This window comes from Ruegeria marisrubri (assembly GCF_001507595.1).
GTDB lineage: Bacteria > Pseudomonadota > Alphaproteobacteria > Rhodobacterales > Rhodobacteraceae > Ruegeria > Ruegeria marisrubri.
Window position 1 is genome coordinate 168,809 of record NZ_LQBQ01000035.1, and the last position, 13,952, is coordinate 182,760.

Sequence of the window (13,952 nt, forward strand, 5' to 3'; positions counted from 1 at the left end):
GCATCTCATGCCGCGGCCTGCTTGAGTTCTCTGAGCGCGTCTTCGAGCTCGGAAAAGCCCGGACGGTTGTGTGCCGGCGTGTTCTGGCGTCCGACCTCGATGCACATGGCGGCAGAGTGATTGTGCAGATTGGCAAGCAGCACTTCCTTGATGAGCTGATAAAAATGCTCGTCCTCTTCGGCGATGGCCTTCAGCTTGCTGGCGAAAGGGCCAACGAGGCAATAGGCCAGAAACACTCCCAGAAACGTGCCGACCAGCGCGCCGCCGATGAGTTTCCCCAGGATCTCGGGTGGCTGATCGATCGATCCCATCGTCTTGATCACGCCCAGGACCGCGGCCACGATTCCCAGCGCGGGCAAACCGTCGGCGGCGGTTTGCAGGGCATGGCTGGAATGCATCCTGTGGCGGAACAGCGCCTCCATCCGTTTTTCCAGAACGACCTCGACCTGCAGGGGATCGTCATAGTTCATGGCGGCCGAGCGCAACGTGTCGCAGATCAGTTCAACCGCCTCATGATCGGACTGGATCTTTGGGTATTTTGCGAACAGCGAGGAGTTCTCGGGCTCCTCGACGTGCTGCTCGACCCCGACGGGATCCGTCCGCGCCATGCGGATCAGAGAGAACAGGAGACACAGAAGGTCACGGTAGTCCTCGGGCTTCCACTTGGGGCCCTTGAAGACCTTTCCGATGTCCTTGACCGTGTGCTTGACCTCGCCCAGGTCGTTGCTGATCAGAAAGGCGCCAACTGCGGCGCCGCCGATCATCATCATTTCGAAAGGCAGTGATTTCAAGATGATCGCCATCTTGCCGCCGGCGGCCAGATAACCGCCGAAGACCATGGCGAAGACGACGGCAATTCCTATGAGTCCAACCATTCCCTATCTCCGGAAAATCAGCTTGCCGAAAACCCTATTCTCTGGGCGCCGCAGCGTTGCGGCCAGCCAGTACGACGCTGATCGTATAGGCCGCCTGCGGGCTGAGGCCGGCCATGATGCCCGCCGCCGTCTCGGGCGGCATGCGGGCGAGGAATCCGGCCGCGAAACCCGGGTCCATCTCTTCCAACAGCGCCGCCGCCTCCTTCGGCTTCATCTTGGCGTAGACATCGGTCAGGCGTGCCAGGTCGTTCTCGGCTGCGACTTCGGCCATCGCCATCGTGGCCCGGAGTGACTCTTCGGCCTCTGCTAGGGCCAACAATCTGCTCTCGATCGCCTGATCCGCGATTTCCAGCGCCTTGAGCCTGTCCTGCATCTCGGTTTCCTGCCGCTTCAGGGCCTCGTCACGCTTCAAAAGCTCCTGCAGCACCTTGTTCAAGCGCGCGTGTTCGGTCGTTTCCCGGGTTTGACCGGGTTGCGCATCCGATGGGGGTGCCGCCAGTTCGCGGGCGAGAGCCGGCCCCGCCTGCAGGCCCAGTCGAAGCAGCGCCGAGCCGATCATGAGGACGGCAATGAAGAACAGGGGGCCGCCCCGTGACTGCCGCGAAGGGCCGGATCTTGCCGAAAACATCATCGCTGGACCCCGTCGGTTCCGCGCTCGCGGCGATAGAACACCGGTTCCGCAGCGGGTTCCGGTCCGTCGTGGTCCTGTTCCCGGTCCTTCGGCTCCTCCGGCGCCGCGTTGCCCTTCCGGCGATCATCCTCCGCCCCGTCAGGAAGAACGTCGTGCATGGATGCCATCATCAGCTCCAGCCTCTGGGCGACGGATTCGGCACGCTCCGTGAGACCTTCGAGGGCCACGTTCGATTGATCCGAGGCGGACCGCGCCGCGGCGAGCGACCTGTTGAGTTCCTCCGCCTGTGACGCAAGAGCCGCCACCGCGCCTCCGACACCCTTTTCAAGATCGGTGAAGCGTTTCAGCCGCCGCGCCAGAACGAAACAGTAGAGACCAGCGCCCAATGCACCGGCGACCAGAAGGATATCCGCAATGAGTTCCAATTCCGTCTCCTAGTTCAGCACGAATTCGCCGACCAGAACGTCGCGCACCCGCCCCTCGCCCACGACAATGTTGATCCGGCGCAGCAAGTGCCCCCGCAGGCGGGTCAGGGCGAGCGGGTCCTTCAGGTCGGCCACCTCGACCGCCCGAAGATATCCGTTGAGAACATCCATGATGCGGGGGCGCATCCTTTCCACGTCGGCGGCGTGTTCCTCGGCAACCTCCAGCTGGGCGTGAAATCGCAGATGCCCCATGCCTCCGCCCGTCTGCAGGTCGACGACGACCGGCGTCAGGTCCACGAATGCAACGGCCGGAAACGCGGCGGGAGAGGAATGCGATCCACCGGCAGCGGCGTCGGCCTTGCCGGTGGCAAGGCCCAGCGGAACCACGCCGGACGTCATCAGGAAAAACCCGCCCGCAGCTCCGGCGAGAGCGAGCAGTATGCCTGTGATCAGCCCGGCCTTGCCGGATTTCTCGGGTCGATCTCCTGTCTCTGCGGCTGTATCGGCCATGGCATCCTCTTTGCTGCGTGCGACCGATTCATAACCGCTCAGGCACTAACCGATTGTTAAGCGCCATCGTCCAAACAGAAGGCGAGCCACGCAGAACGGTGGCGGGACGGAGGTGCATGTGCAGCAGATCAAGGCTGTCTGGTCGCGGTTGGACGGGCGCAAGCGGATTACGGTGGTCGGTGCCGCTCTGGCGGTGTTCCTGATCCTTCTGGTTCTTTCACGCCTGGCGACGACGCCGTCGATGACCCTGCTTTTTGCCGGGCTGGAAAGCGGCTCGGCCGGGGACATCGTGCGCGCGCTCGACCAGCGCGGGGTGCCCTACGAGGTTCGGGGCGGCTCGATCTACGTGCCCGCCGCCCGGCGGGACGAACTTCGCATGACGCTGGCCAGCGAAGGCCTGCCCGCCAATGGCTCCAAGGGGTATGAACTGCTCGATTCGCTCAGTGGCTTTGGCACCACGTCGCAGATGTTCGATGCCGCCTACTGGCGCGCCAAGGAAGGTGAACTGGCCCGCACGATCGTGGCCAGCCCCCATATCGGACAGGCGCGTGTTCACATCGCGCACGGGTCGGCCAACCCGTTTCAGCGTGGCGTGGAACCCACGGCTTCGGTCTATCTGGTCGCGGCGGGGGCTCCGGTCACTCCTGCGCAGGCGAAGGCGGTTCGGTTCCTCGTCGCCTCGGCGGTCAGCGGCCTGTCGCCTGAAAAGGTCGCGGTGATCGATTCCGCCGGCACCGTGATCGGGGCCGAGGAAACGGCCGGCGGCGCCGGAAATGCCGAGGATCAGGCGCAGCGTCTTCGCGAACGGGTTCTGCGTCTGGTCGAGGCGCGGGTCGGTCCCGGCAACGCGGTGGTCGAGGTCAGCGTCGAAACGGTCACCGAAACCGAATCGATCCGTGAACGGCGCATCGACCCCAACGGGCGCGTCGCCATCAGCACCGATGTGGAAGAGCGGTCGGACAGCTCCCGCAACCAGTCCTCCGAGGTGACGGTGGCGTCGAACCTTCCCGACGGTGACGCGGCCGACGGCGACCGGTCCGACGCCACGTCCAGCCAGACCCGCGAACGGGTGAATTACGAGGTTTCGGAAACCGAGCTCGAGGTGGTCCGGGTTCCGGGCGCGATCAAGCGCCTGACGGTTGCCGTTCTCGTGAACGGGACGCGGAGCACGGATTCATCCGGCGCCGAGGTCTTCGTGCCGCTTCCCCAGGAAGAGCTGGATTCCCTGAGTGAACTGGTGGCTTCGGCCGTCGGCTTCGACGCCGAGCGCGGCGATGTCATCACGTTGAAATCGCTCGACCTGCCGGCCTTCGAGCCGCAGGGCACTCTGGCGAAGTCGAGCCTTTGGCAGAAGTCCAGCCTCGACATGATGTCGCTGATCCAGATGGCGACGCTGGCAATCGTGGCGCTGTTTCTGGGCCTGTTCGTGATCCGGCCGATCCTGACCAATCCGAAACCCCTGCCGGCCTTGCCCGCCGCCGATCAAGGTGGTGAGGCAGCGGCCGGCGGGCTGCGGGTGCTGGACGGAGAGATCGCGGCGGCAGAGGGCGAGGAGGTCGCCGCCGTTCCAGCTGAAATCGGGGCGGGCCAGGGGCGCCCGCCGGTTGCCGCGATTTCCACGGCCGGAACGGAACAGGCCGTCGAGCGTCTGCGGGAGCTGATCGGCGACAAGCAGGAGGAGACGGTCGAGATCCTGCGCAGCTGGCTTGAAGAGAGCGAGGAGGAGGCTTGATGCCGATCGCGCATCTGCTGGAGCATTTCGACGCGGACCCAAGGGGTGGCGTGACGGTTCACCCGATGTCGGAAGAGGCACTGGAGGAAGAGCGCCTGGCGGCTTTCGAGCGCGGCTACGCCGCCGGATGGGAAGACGCCCTGAGCGCCCAGCAAGTGAGCCGGAACCGCATCGAAGCATCGCTTGCCGAGACCCTGGAAACCCTTTCCTTCACCTATCACGAGGCGTTGCACCGAATGACCCTGTCGCTGGAGCCCTTGTTCCACAGCCTTGTGAAGATCGCGCTGCCGCAGATGCTGGAGCAGGGTTTCGGGCAGCAGATCGTGACACAGCTCAAGGAGATGGCCGGCGACCAGATGGCCCAGCCGGTCGAACTGGTCGTGCCGCCGGGCGTCGGCGGGGAACTGCAGCCGCTGCTGGAGCGGGAGTTTTCGATGCCGGTGCAACTGATCGAGGACGCGGCGCTTCTGCCCGGCCAGGCCGGTCTGCGCGTGGGCACGGCCGAATGCGAGGTGGACTGCAGGGCTTTGCTCGCCGCCATCGACGAAGCCTTTGACGCATTCTTGTATCAGGCAAAGGAGGGAGCATTGCATGAGTGAAACCGAAAAAAACGGCACCACCAAACCGAACCCGTTCGACGCGGTGCCGATCGAGGTCATCGTCTCGGTGGGGCGCGCCCGCCCGTTGATCCGCGATCTGCTGAGTCTGGGCGAAAACGCGGTTCTGACGCTCGACAAGCGGGTCGAGGATCCGGTCCATCTCTATGTCGGGGATCAGCTCGTCGCCCGCGGCCAACTCGAGGAAATCGAGGGCGACCAGCCCGGCCAGCTTGCGGTGCGCCTGACCGAGATCACCGACCTCGGGGACGGTATCGGCTGATGCGCGCAATTCTCCGGGTGCTCGTGGCGGCGGCCGTGGTCGCCCTGTTGCCGTCGGTCGCCGCGGCGCAGGAGGTGACGCTGCATTTGGGAGAGGGCGGCTCGATCTCCGCCCGCGCCATTCAACTGATCCTTCTGATAACGGTTCTGAGCCTGGCGCCCGGGCTGTTGATCATGGTCACCTGCTTCCCCTTTCTGGTGACGGTGCTGGCGATCCTGCGGCAGGGCATCGGGCTGCAGCAATCTCCGCCCAACATGCTGATCGTGAGCCTTGCCCTGTTCCTGACCTATTTCATCATGGAGCCGGTTTTCTCCGAGGCTTGGGTGACGGGCATTCAGCCCATGCTCGACGAGACGATGGAGATGGAACCGGCGCTGGAGCGCGCGATGCAGCCGTTCCGCGCCTTCATGGCGGCGCGCGTCGATCCCGACACCTTCCACTCCATGGCCGCGCTACGGCCGGATACCGAAACGGCCGAGCTTTCGCCCGCATCGCCGGTTTCGGTTCTGGTGCCGTCCTTCATGCTGTCGGAAATCGCCCGGGCGTTTCAGATCGGCTTTCTGATCTTCCTGCCGTTCCTGATCATCGACCTGGTGGTGGCGGCGATCCTCATGTCGATGGGCATGATGATGGTGCCGCCGGCCATGGTCGCGCTGCCGTTCAAGCTGGCCTTTTTCGTCGTCGCCGACGGCTGGGCGCTGATCGCGGGGGCGCTGGTGCGCAGCTACGCCCCCTGATGCGGGTCGCTTCCGGTCAGAGCGCCGAGAATCCGGCGTCCAGCGCCGCCAGGATGGCGTCCACGTCCGAGGCGCTCAGCACAAGCGGCGGCGACATGATCAGGTTAGCGCCCGAGACGCGCACCATCACGCCGTTCTGATAGGCCACGTCCTGAACCTTCAGCGGAACCGGCTTGTCAGCCGCGGCCTTGGTCGCCCGGTCGCCGACCATCTCGATCGCGACCATCAGCCCATAACCACCGCGCACGTCGCCGATGACCTCGTGTTTCTCCATCAGCGCCTTGCAACCCTCGAACATCTGGGCGCCCCGCGCGGCGGCGTTCTCGACCACGTTCAGCCGCTCGGTCTCGGCCAGGCAGGCCAGCGCGGCGGCGGCGCCGACCGGGTGGCCCGAATAGGTATATCCATGCCCGATGGATGCGTTGGCATTGCCCTCGAAAGCCTCGATCATCCGGTCGCCGATCATCACCGCGCCAAAGGGGAAGAAGCCGTTGGTGATGGCCTTGGCCGTGCACATCATGTCGGGCTTTACCCCCCACAGCCGCGCGCCCGACCAGGCGCCGGTGCGGCCATAGGCGGTGATCACCTCGTCCGAGATCAGCAGGATCCCGTGCCGGTCGCAGATCTCGCGGACCATCGGCATGAAGGAGGCGTGCGGCGGGATCACGCCGCCCGCACCCAGGATCGGTTCCATGATGAAGGCCGCGATCGTGTCGGCCCCCTGAAACGCGATCTCGTCCTCCAGCGCCGCCGCGCAGAGCTGCGCCAGTCGCTCGGGGTCGCTCTCGTTGAACGGGTTGCGATAGGTGTAGGGGGCCGGAATGTGATAACAGCCCGGCAGCAACGGCTCGTAGGCGGTGCGGAAATTGGCGTTGCCGTTGACGCTCGCGCCGCCGAAATGGGTGCCGTGATAGCCCTTCTTGAGGCTCAGGAACTTCACCCGCCCCGGCTCGCCCCGCAGCTTGTGATATTGCCGCGCCAGCCGCAGCGCCGTCTCGACGCTGTCCGAGCCGCCCGAGGTGAAAAAGGCGCGGCTCAGCCCGTCGGGGGCAAAGAACCGGGCCAGTTCCCAGGACAGTTCGATCACCGCGTCATTCGAGGTGCCCCGGAAGGTCGAGTAATAGGGCAGCCGGTCAAGCTGCGCCGCAATCGCCTGTTTCACCGGCTCGCAGGAATAGCCCAGGTTGACGTTCCACAGCCCGCCGACCGCGTCGATGGCCTCGTGCCCGTCGATGTCGCGGATGCGCACCCCTTCGCCCCCAGTGATGATTTTCGGAGGGTTCACCCGGCTGTCCTCGGGCGAGGTCATCGGGTGCCACATGTGGCGGGCGTTGTTTTCCTTCAGAAAGTTCGAATCCTTCATCTTGCCGCATCCTCTCTGGGCATGGGGGTGAGGGTGTCCGCCCAGGCGGCTTCGACCACGGCCGGCACCGTCCCTCCCCAATTTCGCGTGATCTGGCGGGCCGCCTCGACAAGCGCGGTCCGGTTCGTGAATTCCTGTTCGGCGGTCATGCGGGTCGCGACGCTGGCCACCGCGACCGCCCCGGCCAGCGCCCCCGACTGGTCGTAGATCGGCGCGGCCATGCCGTGAACGCCGGCCTCGAAACCGCTGTCCGAGGTGCTGATCCCGGTGCGGCGCGCCTCGGCCACGGCGGCATCCAGCGCCTCGGGGGTGGTTGGCGTGAAGTCGGTGAAACGGTTCATGTTCGCCAGCGCCGCATCGCGCAGCTCGGGGGCGCCGAAGGCAACCGCGCTGATCCCCGAAGCGGTGGCATGCAGCGGCAGAATCGCCACGTCGATCACCACGCGCGTGCTGTGCCGGGTCGATTCGTGCACCGCCAGCGAATGCAGGGACGACCCCGACAGAACCGAGACATGGGCGCTTTCCCCGGTCCTGTCCGCCAGCGTTGCCAAGGGCTGCAACACGCCGTCCCGGCGCGGCACCGTGGCCTCTCGCAACTCGGCCAGGCGCAGCGCCGCCGGACCGATGCGATAGGCCCTGGTGGTGGGGTTTTGCTCAACCAGCCCAACGGCTTCCAGCGCGGTGAGGTGCCGATAGGTCGTCGCCTTGTCGCGGCGTGCAAGGCGGCAGAACTCCGACAGGCCGATCTCGGGCCGGGCCGTGGAAAAGTGATTCAGAAGACCGATGGCCTTTTCGACTACCGACATCGCCGCGTGGTATCCTCTCGTGTGATTTTCGGAAAAAGATTGACAGAAGATATTTCACAACGCAATCTATTTTTCAAACCAATGGTTCATATAATGAACCGATGCAGCAGGGAGAAAGTGATGAAGACCTTTGCAAAGACATTGGGCGCCGCCGCCTTGGCCGCCCTTGCCGCGGCCGGCGGCGCCCTGGCCGAATACCCGGAAAAGCCGGTCGAGTTCGTGGTGCCCTGGCCTCCGGGCGATCTCGAGGATGTGCTGACGCGCATGATCGCCGAGGATTTCCAGACCAAGTATGGCGTGGCCGCGGCCGTGGTGAACAAGCCCGGCGGGGGCGGTGGCCCGTTCCCGGGCGCGGTCGAGGTGGCGAATGCGCCGGCCGACGGCTACACGGTGGGCTCGTTCATCATCGCCATCCCGACGGTCGGCCCCCAGATCGGCATCCCCGATCTGAACCCGGACCCGTTCGAGCCGCTGGGCAACTTCCTGACCTATCCCTTCGTCATCGCGGCCTCGGGCGATGCGCCCTATGACGACATGGCGGGGCTTGCCGCCCATGCCAAGGAGAACGACGTGGTGCTGGGCCATTTCGGCGTGCCGCTGGTTCCGACGCGGGTGACCTTGGCGCTGGCCAAGGAAATGGGCTTTTCCTACGCCTCCGACGCGCCCTTCGACGCGCTCGACTGCAACACGCTGGCCTCGGGTGACGTGGACGTGATCAACACCACGCTGCAACTGATCCTGCCCTGCCTCGATGACGTCAAGGTGCTGGCCTCGATCGGGTCCGAGCGCATCTCGCTGACGCCCGACACCCCCACCGTGGCGGAACTGGCGCCGAACCTGAACGTGTCGCTGTGGAACGGCCTCTTCGTGCACAAGGACACCCCGCAGGAGGCGCGCGACAAGATCATCGCGGTGGCCAAGGAAACCGTGATGTCCGAACGCGCGCAAAAGCTGGCCGAAGAGACCGGCGCCCTGGTCTACTGGCAGGATGCCGATGCAGTGAAGGCCCAGATCGAAGCCGACATCGAGACTCTGGCCCGCATCGACGAGATGCTTGGCCGCTGAGCGGCACTTGATCCATGATACCGACAGGGCGCCCGCCGGCGCCCTGTTCCAGGACACCGGCCAGAGGCTTTCCCATATGTCACGCGTCAAGACACTTCAGGCCCTGTTCAAGCGATACAGGCGCCCCGGCGACATCGTGTTTGCCTGGCTGTTCCTGGCCTTTGCCCTGTTCCTGCTGTTCCACCTGACGTCGCAGACCCAGTACAAGCCCGGCGGCAAGGTCTTTGCCCAGCCCCGGTTCTGGCCAGCCGTCTCGCTGATCGGCATGACCGTCTTTGCCGCGCTGCACCTGCTGGGCTCGGCCCTGTCCGAACGGATCGAGGGCCGCTGGCGCGAGGTGGGCTTCTGGTTGCGGTCGCTGGAATACGCCGGATGGTTCATCGCCTATGCCGCCGCGGTTCCGTATCTGGGCTATCTGCCCTCGACGGTTCTGGCTGCGCTGCTGCTGGCGATCCGGGCGGGGTTCGGCAGCCCGCGCGTTCTCGGCGCAGCGGTGCTGTCGGCCATCGCCATCGTGCTGCTGTTCAAAAGCTTTCTGCAGGTCAAGCTGCCCGCCGGGCAGGTCTATGAATACCTGCCCGACGGGCTGCGGCAGATCATGCTGACCTATTTCTGACGGGATGTGACTGCATGGAAAACTTCCTCGCCGGTTTCGAACTGCTTGCCCGTTGGGACGTGGGCCTTGCCCTGCTGATCGGTTCGATCGGCGGCGTCATCATCGGCGCGATCCCCGGCGTCGGACCCGCGGTGGCCATCGCCATCCTGCTGCCTGCCACCTTCTCGCTGGAACCGATCGTGGGGCTGACGATGCTGTTGGGCATCTACGGCTCGTCCATGTATGGCGGCGCCCTGCCGGCGGTGCTGATCAACACGCCCGGCACGGCGGTCAACGCGCTGACATCCTACGACGGCTATCCCATGACCAAGCGGGGCGAGGCATTGCGGGCGGTGTCGCTGGCCTATTTCGCCTCGTTCTGGGGCGGGCTGTTCGGCATTCTCTGCCTGATCCTGCTGTCTCCGGTTCTGGCGATCATCGCGCCGATGTTCGGCAGCCGCGAGATCTTTCTGGCCGCCGTTCTGGGCATCCTCCTCGTGATCCTCGCCCATCGCGGTCAGGTCATGGCCGCCGGGATGCTGGCGATGTTCGGCATCTTCCTGCAGACCATCGGGCTGGACGCCGTCACCTATACCAAGCGTTTCACCTTCGACATGACCTGGCTGAGCTCCGGCGTGAACCTGATCGTGGTGGTACTGGGCCTGTTTGCGCTCAGCCAGGCCTTCATGCTGCTGATCAGCCCGAATGACAGCCCGCATCCGCAACCGGTGCAGGGCCGCCCGTCCAAGGGGCTGCGCGAACTGTTGCGCCACAAGCGGGTGGCGACCGCCGCATCCGGCTTTGGCGTGCTGATGGGGATGATCCCCGGCGTGGGCGAGTTCACCGCCCAGTTCATGAGCTACACCTACGCCCAGCGGACCTCGAAACAGCCCGACCTGTTCGGCAAGGGCTCGCCCGAGGGGCTGATCGCCTCCGAGGCGGCCAACAACGCGGTGCCCGCCGCCGCGATGGTGCCGCTGCTGGCGCTGGGCATTCCGGGCGAGGCGCTGACCGCGATGATGCTGTCGGTGTTCTACGTCCACAACGTGATCCCCGGCCCGCAGCTGTTCCAGAACAATATCGACCTCGTCTATGCGCTCTATATCGCGCTGATCCTGCTGAACGTGGTGGTCATCTGCTTCCTGATGGTCTCGACCAACCTGCTGACCAAGATCATCCAGGTGCCGACGCGTCTTCTGGGCATCCTCATCCTGATCCTGTCCTTCGTCGGCGTCTATTCCCTGCGCAACTCGCTGACCGACTGCATGATGGCGGCCGGTTTCGGCGTACTGGGGCTGATCCTCAAGCGGCTGAACCTGCCGATCGTTCCGATCATCCTGGGCATGGTTCTGGGCGGCATCATGGAGGTCAAGCTGCGTTCCGCCATGGCGCGGGTCAAGACGCCCCTCGACATGATCGACCGGCCGCTGGCCTTCATCATCTTCCTGACCATCCTGCTGGTCCTCGCCCTGCATGTGCGCACCCTGATCCGGGAACACCGCGCGCGTGAACAGGAAACCGACCACGACATGCACGACACCCAGTTGAGGTAACTCCGATGGATCAACACAGCATCGACCTCCTGCGCGCCCGGCCCGTCGCCCCCCGCCGGCACCTGATCGACGGCAAGCCGGTGCCGGCCTCGGATGACGGCGTGATCGAGGTCCTCTCTCCGATCGACGGCCAGCCGCTGACCACCATCGCGCGCGGCACGCATGCGGATGTCGAGCGCGCCGTGGTCTCGGCCCGCGCCGCCTTCGAAGACCGCCGCTGGGCCGGGCAACCCCCGGCGGCGCGCAAGAAAGTCCTGCTGAAATGGGCCGAGTTGATCGAGGCCGAGGCCCTGTCGCTAGCGGTTCTGGGCGTGCGCGACAACGGCACCGAGATCAACATGGCGCTCAAGGCCGAGCCGCTCTCGGCCGCCGGCACCCTGCGCTACTACGCCGAGGCGATCGACAAGGTGTATGGCGAGATCGCCCCCACCGCCCCGGAGGTGCTGGGCCTTGTGCACAAGGAACCGGTGGGCGTGGTCGGCGCCATCCTGCCGTGGAACTTCCCGCTGATGATCGGTGCCTGGAAACTGGGCCCGGCGCTGGCGGCGGGCAACTCGGTGGTGCTGAAACCGGCCGAGACCGCCTCGCTGTCGCTGCTGCGGCTGGCGGAACTGGCGCTCGAGGCCGGTCTGCCCCCCGGCGTGCTGAACGTGGTCACCGGCGAAGGCCCCGTCGTGGGCGAAGCGATGGGCCTGTCGATGGGGATCGACGTTCTGGTTTTCACCGGCTCGGGCGGCGTCGGGCGGAAGCTGCTGGAATACGCTGCCCGCTCGAACCTCAAGCGCGTGTATCTCGAGCTTGGCGGCAAATCCCCCAACATCGTCTTTGCCGATGCTCCCGATCTGGACGAGGCGGCCCGGGTCGCGGCGACGGGGATCTTCCGCAACTCGGGGCAGGTCTGCGTCGCGGGCTCGCGCCTGCTGGTCGAGGATGCGATCCACGACGATTTCACCGCCGCCGTCCGCGCCCATGCCGAGGCCATGCGCGTGGGCGATCCGCTGGACCTGTCCAGCGACATCGGCGCGGTCAATTCCGAGCGCCAGCTGGAACAGAACCTGCGCTTCGTCGAAACCGCCGCGGCCGAGGGCGGCTCGGTCGTGACCGGCGGCGGCCGCATCCTGACCGAGACCGGCGGCTATTACATGGCGCCCACCGTGGTGACCGATGTGGACCCGCAGGCGACGCTGGCGCAGCAAGAGGTGTTCGGGCCCGTGCTGGCCGTGACCCGCTTTGCCGACGAGGCCGAGGCCATCCGCATCGCCAACAGCACCGATTACGGTCTGGCGGGCGGCGTCTGGACGGCGAACCTGTCGCGCGCCCACCGGATGATCCGCGCCATGCGCACCGGGGTCGTCCACGTCAACACCTATGGCGGCGCGGACATCACCGTGCCGCTGGGCGGCGTCGGGCAGTCGGGCAACGGGCATGACAAGTCCCTGCACGCGCTGGACAAATACCTCGACCTGAAAACCGCCTGGATCAAGCTCTGACCCACCAATGCCGGAGAAACACATGGACAAGACGATTCTGGTGATCGGCACCTATGACACCAAGGATGACGAACTGAATTTCCTGGCGGACGCGATCCGCGGGCAGGGCGGCAAGGTGCTGACGATGGATGTCAGCGTTCTGGGCGATCCGGCGAACCCCACCGACTATTCCAAGCATGACGTGGCGGCCGAGGGCGGCAGCTCGATCCAGGCCGCCATCGACAGCGGCGACGAGAACCACGCCATGCAGATCATGGCGCATGGTGCGGCGCTGCTGACCGCGCGGCTGTATTCCGAGGGCCGCTTCGACGGCATGATCGTTCTGGGCGGCACGATGGGCACCGATCTGGCGCTGGACGTCTGCGCGGCCCTGCCGCTGGGGGTGCCGAAATACATCGTCTCGACGGTGTCCTTCTCGCCGCTGATCCCCTCCGACCGGCTGGCCCCCGATGTTCAGATGATCCTCTGGGCCGGCGGGCTTTACGGCCTGAACTCGGTCTGCAAGGCCTCGCTCAGCCAGGCCGCAGGCGCCGTTCTTGGCGCGGCGCGGGCGGTGCAGATGCCCGACCGCAGCAAGCCGCTGATCGGCATGACCTCGCTGGGCAAGTCGGCGCTGAAATACATGGTGGCGCTGAAACCCGCGCTCGAGGAACGCGGATACGAGGTGGCGGTGTTCCACGCCACCGGCATGGGCGGCCGCGCCTTCGAAAGCCTTGCGGCGCAGGGCGCCTTTGCCTGCGTGTTCGATTTCTGCACGCAGGAACTGGGCAACCACATCCACGGCTCGAACATCTCGGCCGGCCCCGATCGGCTGACCAATGCCGGGCTCAAGGGCATCCCACAGCTTGTCTCGCCGGGCTGCTACGATCTGGTGGACATCGTCGGCTGGCAACCGGTTCCCGAAAAATGGGCTGCGCACCCCCAGCACGCGCATAACCGCCTGCTGACCTCGATCGTTCTGGACCACGACGAGCGCAAACAGGTGGCCCGCGCCCATTGCGAGCAGTTGTCCAAGGCCAAGGGGCCCACCGCGCTGCTGTTGCCCAAGGGCGGCTGCGGCGAATGGGATCGCCCCGGCGCCGACCTGCATGACCGGGCGGGGCTGGAGATCTTCCTGCAGGAAATTACGGCAAACTGCCCGCCCAATGCCGAGCTTGTCGAGATCGACGCCCATATCAACGACGCGGCCTTTGCCGAAAAGGCGCTGGAAATCTTCGACCGCTGGCGGGCCGAGGGCATCGTGCCGGGATGATCGAAGGCCCGGCCCGGTTCAGGCCGGGCCGGCGGGGCC

General features: G+C 65.7%; 15 protein-coding genes. 9 read left to right on the top strand and 6 right to left on the bottom strand.

The features are described from left to right. Positions 1 to 5 precede the first annotated feature (5 nt). From motA to AVO45_RS14995, 4 genes are read right to left on the bottom strand one after another with little or no spacing between them, the layout of a single operon-like run. A complete protein-coding gene (motA, locus tag AVO45_RS14980) occupies positions 6 to 875 on the bottom strand; it encodes a flagellar motor stator protein MotA (protein ID WP_068348385.1) in 870 nt (289 codons plus the stop codon). A gap of 34 nt (positions 876 to 909) precedes the next feature. Further along, positions 910 to 1,506: a MotE family protein gene (locus AVO45_RS14985; RefSeq protein WP_068348387.1), complete on the bottom strand. Its 597-nt coding sequence runs from the start codon at positions 1,504 to 1,506 to the stop codon at positions 910 to 912. Continuing rightward, a complete protein-coding gene (locus AVO45_RS14990) occupies positions 1,503 to 1,931 on the bottom strand; it encodes a hypothetical protein (RefSeq protein WP_068348390.1) in 429 nt (142 codons plus the stop codon). Before AVO45_RS14990 ends, AVO45_RS14985 begins: the two co-directional genes overlap by 4 nt. A gap of 9 nt (positions 1,932 to 1,940) precedes the next feature. Continuing rightward, the gene (locus AVO45_RS14995; RefSeq protein WP_068348393.1) at positions 1,941 to 2,441 is read right to left on the bottom strand and encodes a flagellar basal body-associated FliL family protein; all 501 of its coding nucleotides are present in this window, start codon (positions 2,439 to 2,441) and stop codon (positions 1,941 to 1,943) included. Between the two features lie 118 nt (positions 2,442 to 2,559). Here AVO45_RS14995 and fliF point away from each other — a divergent pair, with 118 nt between their 5' ends. Genes fliF through fliP form a run of 4 tightly spaced genes read left to right on the top strand, consistent with a single transcriptional unit; the run spans position 2,560 to position 5,789 of the window. Then, positions 2,560 to 4,173: a flagellar basal-body MS-ring/collar protein FliF gene (gene fliF, locus AVO45_RS15000; RefSeq protein ID WP_068348715.1), complete on the top strand. Its 1,614-nt coding sequence runs from the start codon at positions 2,560 to 2,562 to the stop codon at positions 4,171 to 4,173. Further along, positions 4,173 to 4,772 (top strand): FliH/SctL family protein, encoded by a 600-nt coding sequence (locus AVO45_RS15005; RefSeq protein WP_068348396.1) that lies wholly within the window; start codon positions 4,173 to 4,175, stop codon positions 4,770 to 4,772. Before fliF ends, AVO45_RS15005 begins: the two co-directional genes overlap by 1 nt. Then, positions 4,765 to 5,052: a FliM/FliN family flagellar motor switch protein gene (locus AVO45_RS15010; RefSeq protein ID WP_068348399.1), complete on the top strand. Its 288-nt coding sequence runs from the start codon at positions 4,765 to 4,767 to the stop codon at positions 5,050 to 5,052. Before AVO45_RS15005 ends, AVO45_RS15010 begins: the two co-directional genes overlap by 8 nt. Further along, a complete protein-coding gene (gene fliP, locus AVO45_RS15015; protein ID WP_068348402.1) occupies positions 5,052 to 5,789 on the top strand; it encodes a flagellar type III secretion system pore protein FliP in 738 nt (245 codons plus the stop codon). Before AVO45_RS15010 ends, fliP begins: the two co-directional genes overlap by 1 nt. 16 nt (positions 5,790 to 5,805) lie before the next feature. On the opposite strand, the gene AVO45_RS15020 is transcribed toward fliP, so the two are convergent. Together AVO45_RS15020 and AVO45_RS15025 are read right to left on the bottom strand one after the other, a co-directional pair. Further along, positions 5,806 to 7,152, bottom strand: a complete 1,347-nt coding sequence (locus AVO45_RS15020) for an aspartate aminotransferase family protein (RefSeq protein WP_068348405.1) — start codon at positions 7,150 to 7,152, stop codon at positions 5,806 to 5,808. Further along, on the bottom strand, positions 7,149 to 7,958 hold the full coding sequence (locus AVO45_RS15025) for an IclR family transcriptional regulator (RefSeq protein ID WP_068348408.1): 810 nt from the start codon (positions 7,956 to 7,958) through the stop codon (positions 7,149 to 7,151). Before AVO45_RS15025 ends, AVO45_RS15020 begins: the two co-directional genes overlap by 4 nt. Positions 7,959 to 8,078: 120 nt before the next feature. On the opposite strand from AVO45_RS15025, the gene AVO45_RS15030 reads away from it, so the two are divergent. Genes AVO45_RS15030 through AVO45_RS15050 form a run of 5 tightly spaced genes read left to right on the top strand, consistent with a single transcriptional unit; the run spans position 8,079 to position 13,913 of the window. Continuing rightward, complete coding sequence (locus AVO45_RS15030; protein ID WP_068348410.1) at positions 8,079 to 9,023, top strand: tripartite tricarboxylate transporter substrate binding protein; 945 nt, start codon at positions 8,079 to 8,081, stop codon at positions 9,021 to 9,023. A 7-nt stretch (positions 9,024 to 9,030) separates the two neighbouring features. Further along, positions 9,031 to 9,639 carry a tripartite tricarboxylate transporter TctB family protein gene (locus AVO45_RS15035; protein WP_338055981.1) on the top strand — a complete coding sequence of 203 codons (609 nt, stop codon included), beginning with the start codon at positions 9,031 to 9,033 and terminating at the stop codon, positions 9,637 to 9,639. Between the two features lie 14 nt (positions 9,640 to 9,653). Then, entirely contained in the window at positions 9,654 to 11,171 is a 1,518-nt protein-coding gene (locus AVO45_RS15040) for a tripartite tricarboxylate transporter permease (protein WP_068348413.1), read from the top strand. Between the two features lie 5 nt (positions 11,172 to 11,176). After that, positions 11,177 to 12,661, top strand: coding sequence for an aldehyde dehydrogenase family protein (locus tag AVO45_RS15045; RefSeq protein WP_068348416.1), 1,485 nt, complete (start codon positions 11,177 to 11,179; stop codon positions 12,659 to 12,661). 22 nt (positions 12,662 to 12,683) lie between these two features. Beyond that, positions 12,684 to 13,913 carry a Tm-1-like ATP-binding domain-containing protein gene (locus AVO45_RS15050; protein WP_082688829.1) on the top strand — a complete coding sequence of 410 codons (1,230 nt, stop codon included), beginning with the start codon at positions 12,684 to 12,686 and terminating at the stop codon, positions 13,911 to 13,913. The last annotated feature ends 39 nt before the right edge of the window (positions 13,914 to 13,952 follow it).

Bases quoted from the DNA above. Each gene is read 5' to 3' on its own strand.
- AVO45_RS15020 (WP_068348405.1), bottom strand. From the start codon at position 7,152: ATGAAGGATTCGAACTTTCTGAAGGAAAACAACGCCCGCCACATGTGG.
- AVO45_RS15040 (WP_068348413.1), top strand. From the start codon at position 9,654: ATGGAAAACTTCCTCGCCGGTTTCGAACTGCTTGCCCGTTGGGACGTG.
- AVO45_RS15005 (WP_068348396.1), top strand. From the start codon at position 4,173: ATGCCGATCGCGCATCTGCTGGAGCATTTCGACGCGGACCCAAGGGGT.
- AVO45_RS15030 (WP_068348410.1), top strand. From the start codon at position 8,079: ATGAAGACCTTTGCAAAGACATTGGGCGCCGCCGCCTTGGCCGCCCTT.
- motA (WP_068348385.1), bottom strand. From the start codon at position 875: ATGGTTGGACTCATAGGAATTGCCGTCGTCTTCGCCATGGTCTTCGGC.
- fliP (WP_068348402.1), top strand. From the start codon at position 5,052: ATGCGCGCAATTCTCCGGGTGCTCGTGGCGGCGGCCGTGGTCGCCCTG.
- AVO45_RS14985 (WP_068348387.1), bottom strand. From the start codon at position 1,506: ATGATGTTTTCGGCAAGATCCGGCCCTTCGCGGCAGTCACGGGGCGGC.
- AVO45_RS15025 (WP_068348408.1), bottom strand. From the start codon at position 7,958: ATGTCGGTAGTCGAAAAGGCCATCGGTCTTCTGAATCACTTTTCCACG.
- AVO45_RS15045 (WP_068348416.1), top strand. From the start codon at position 11,177: ATGGATCAACACAGCATCGACCTCCTGCGCGCCCGGCCCGTCGCCCCC.
- AVO45_RS14995 (WP_068348393.1), bottom strand. From the start codon at position 2,441: ATGGCCGATACAGCCGCAGAGACAGGAGATCGACCCGAGAAATCCGGC.
- AVO45_RS15010 (WP_068348399.1), top strand. From the start codon at position 4,765: ATGAGTGAAACCGAAAAAAACGGCACCACCAAACCGAACCCGTTCGAC.
- AVO45_RS15050 (WP_082688829.1), top strand. From the start codon at position 12,684: ATGGACAAGACGATTCTGGTGATCGGCACCTATGACACCAAGGATGAC.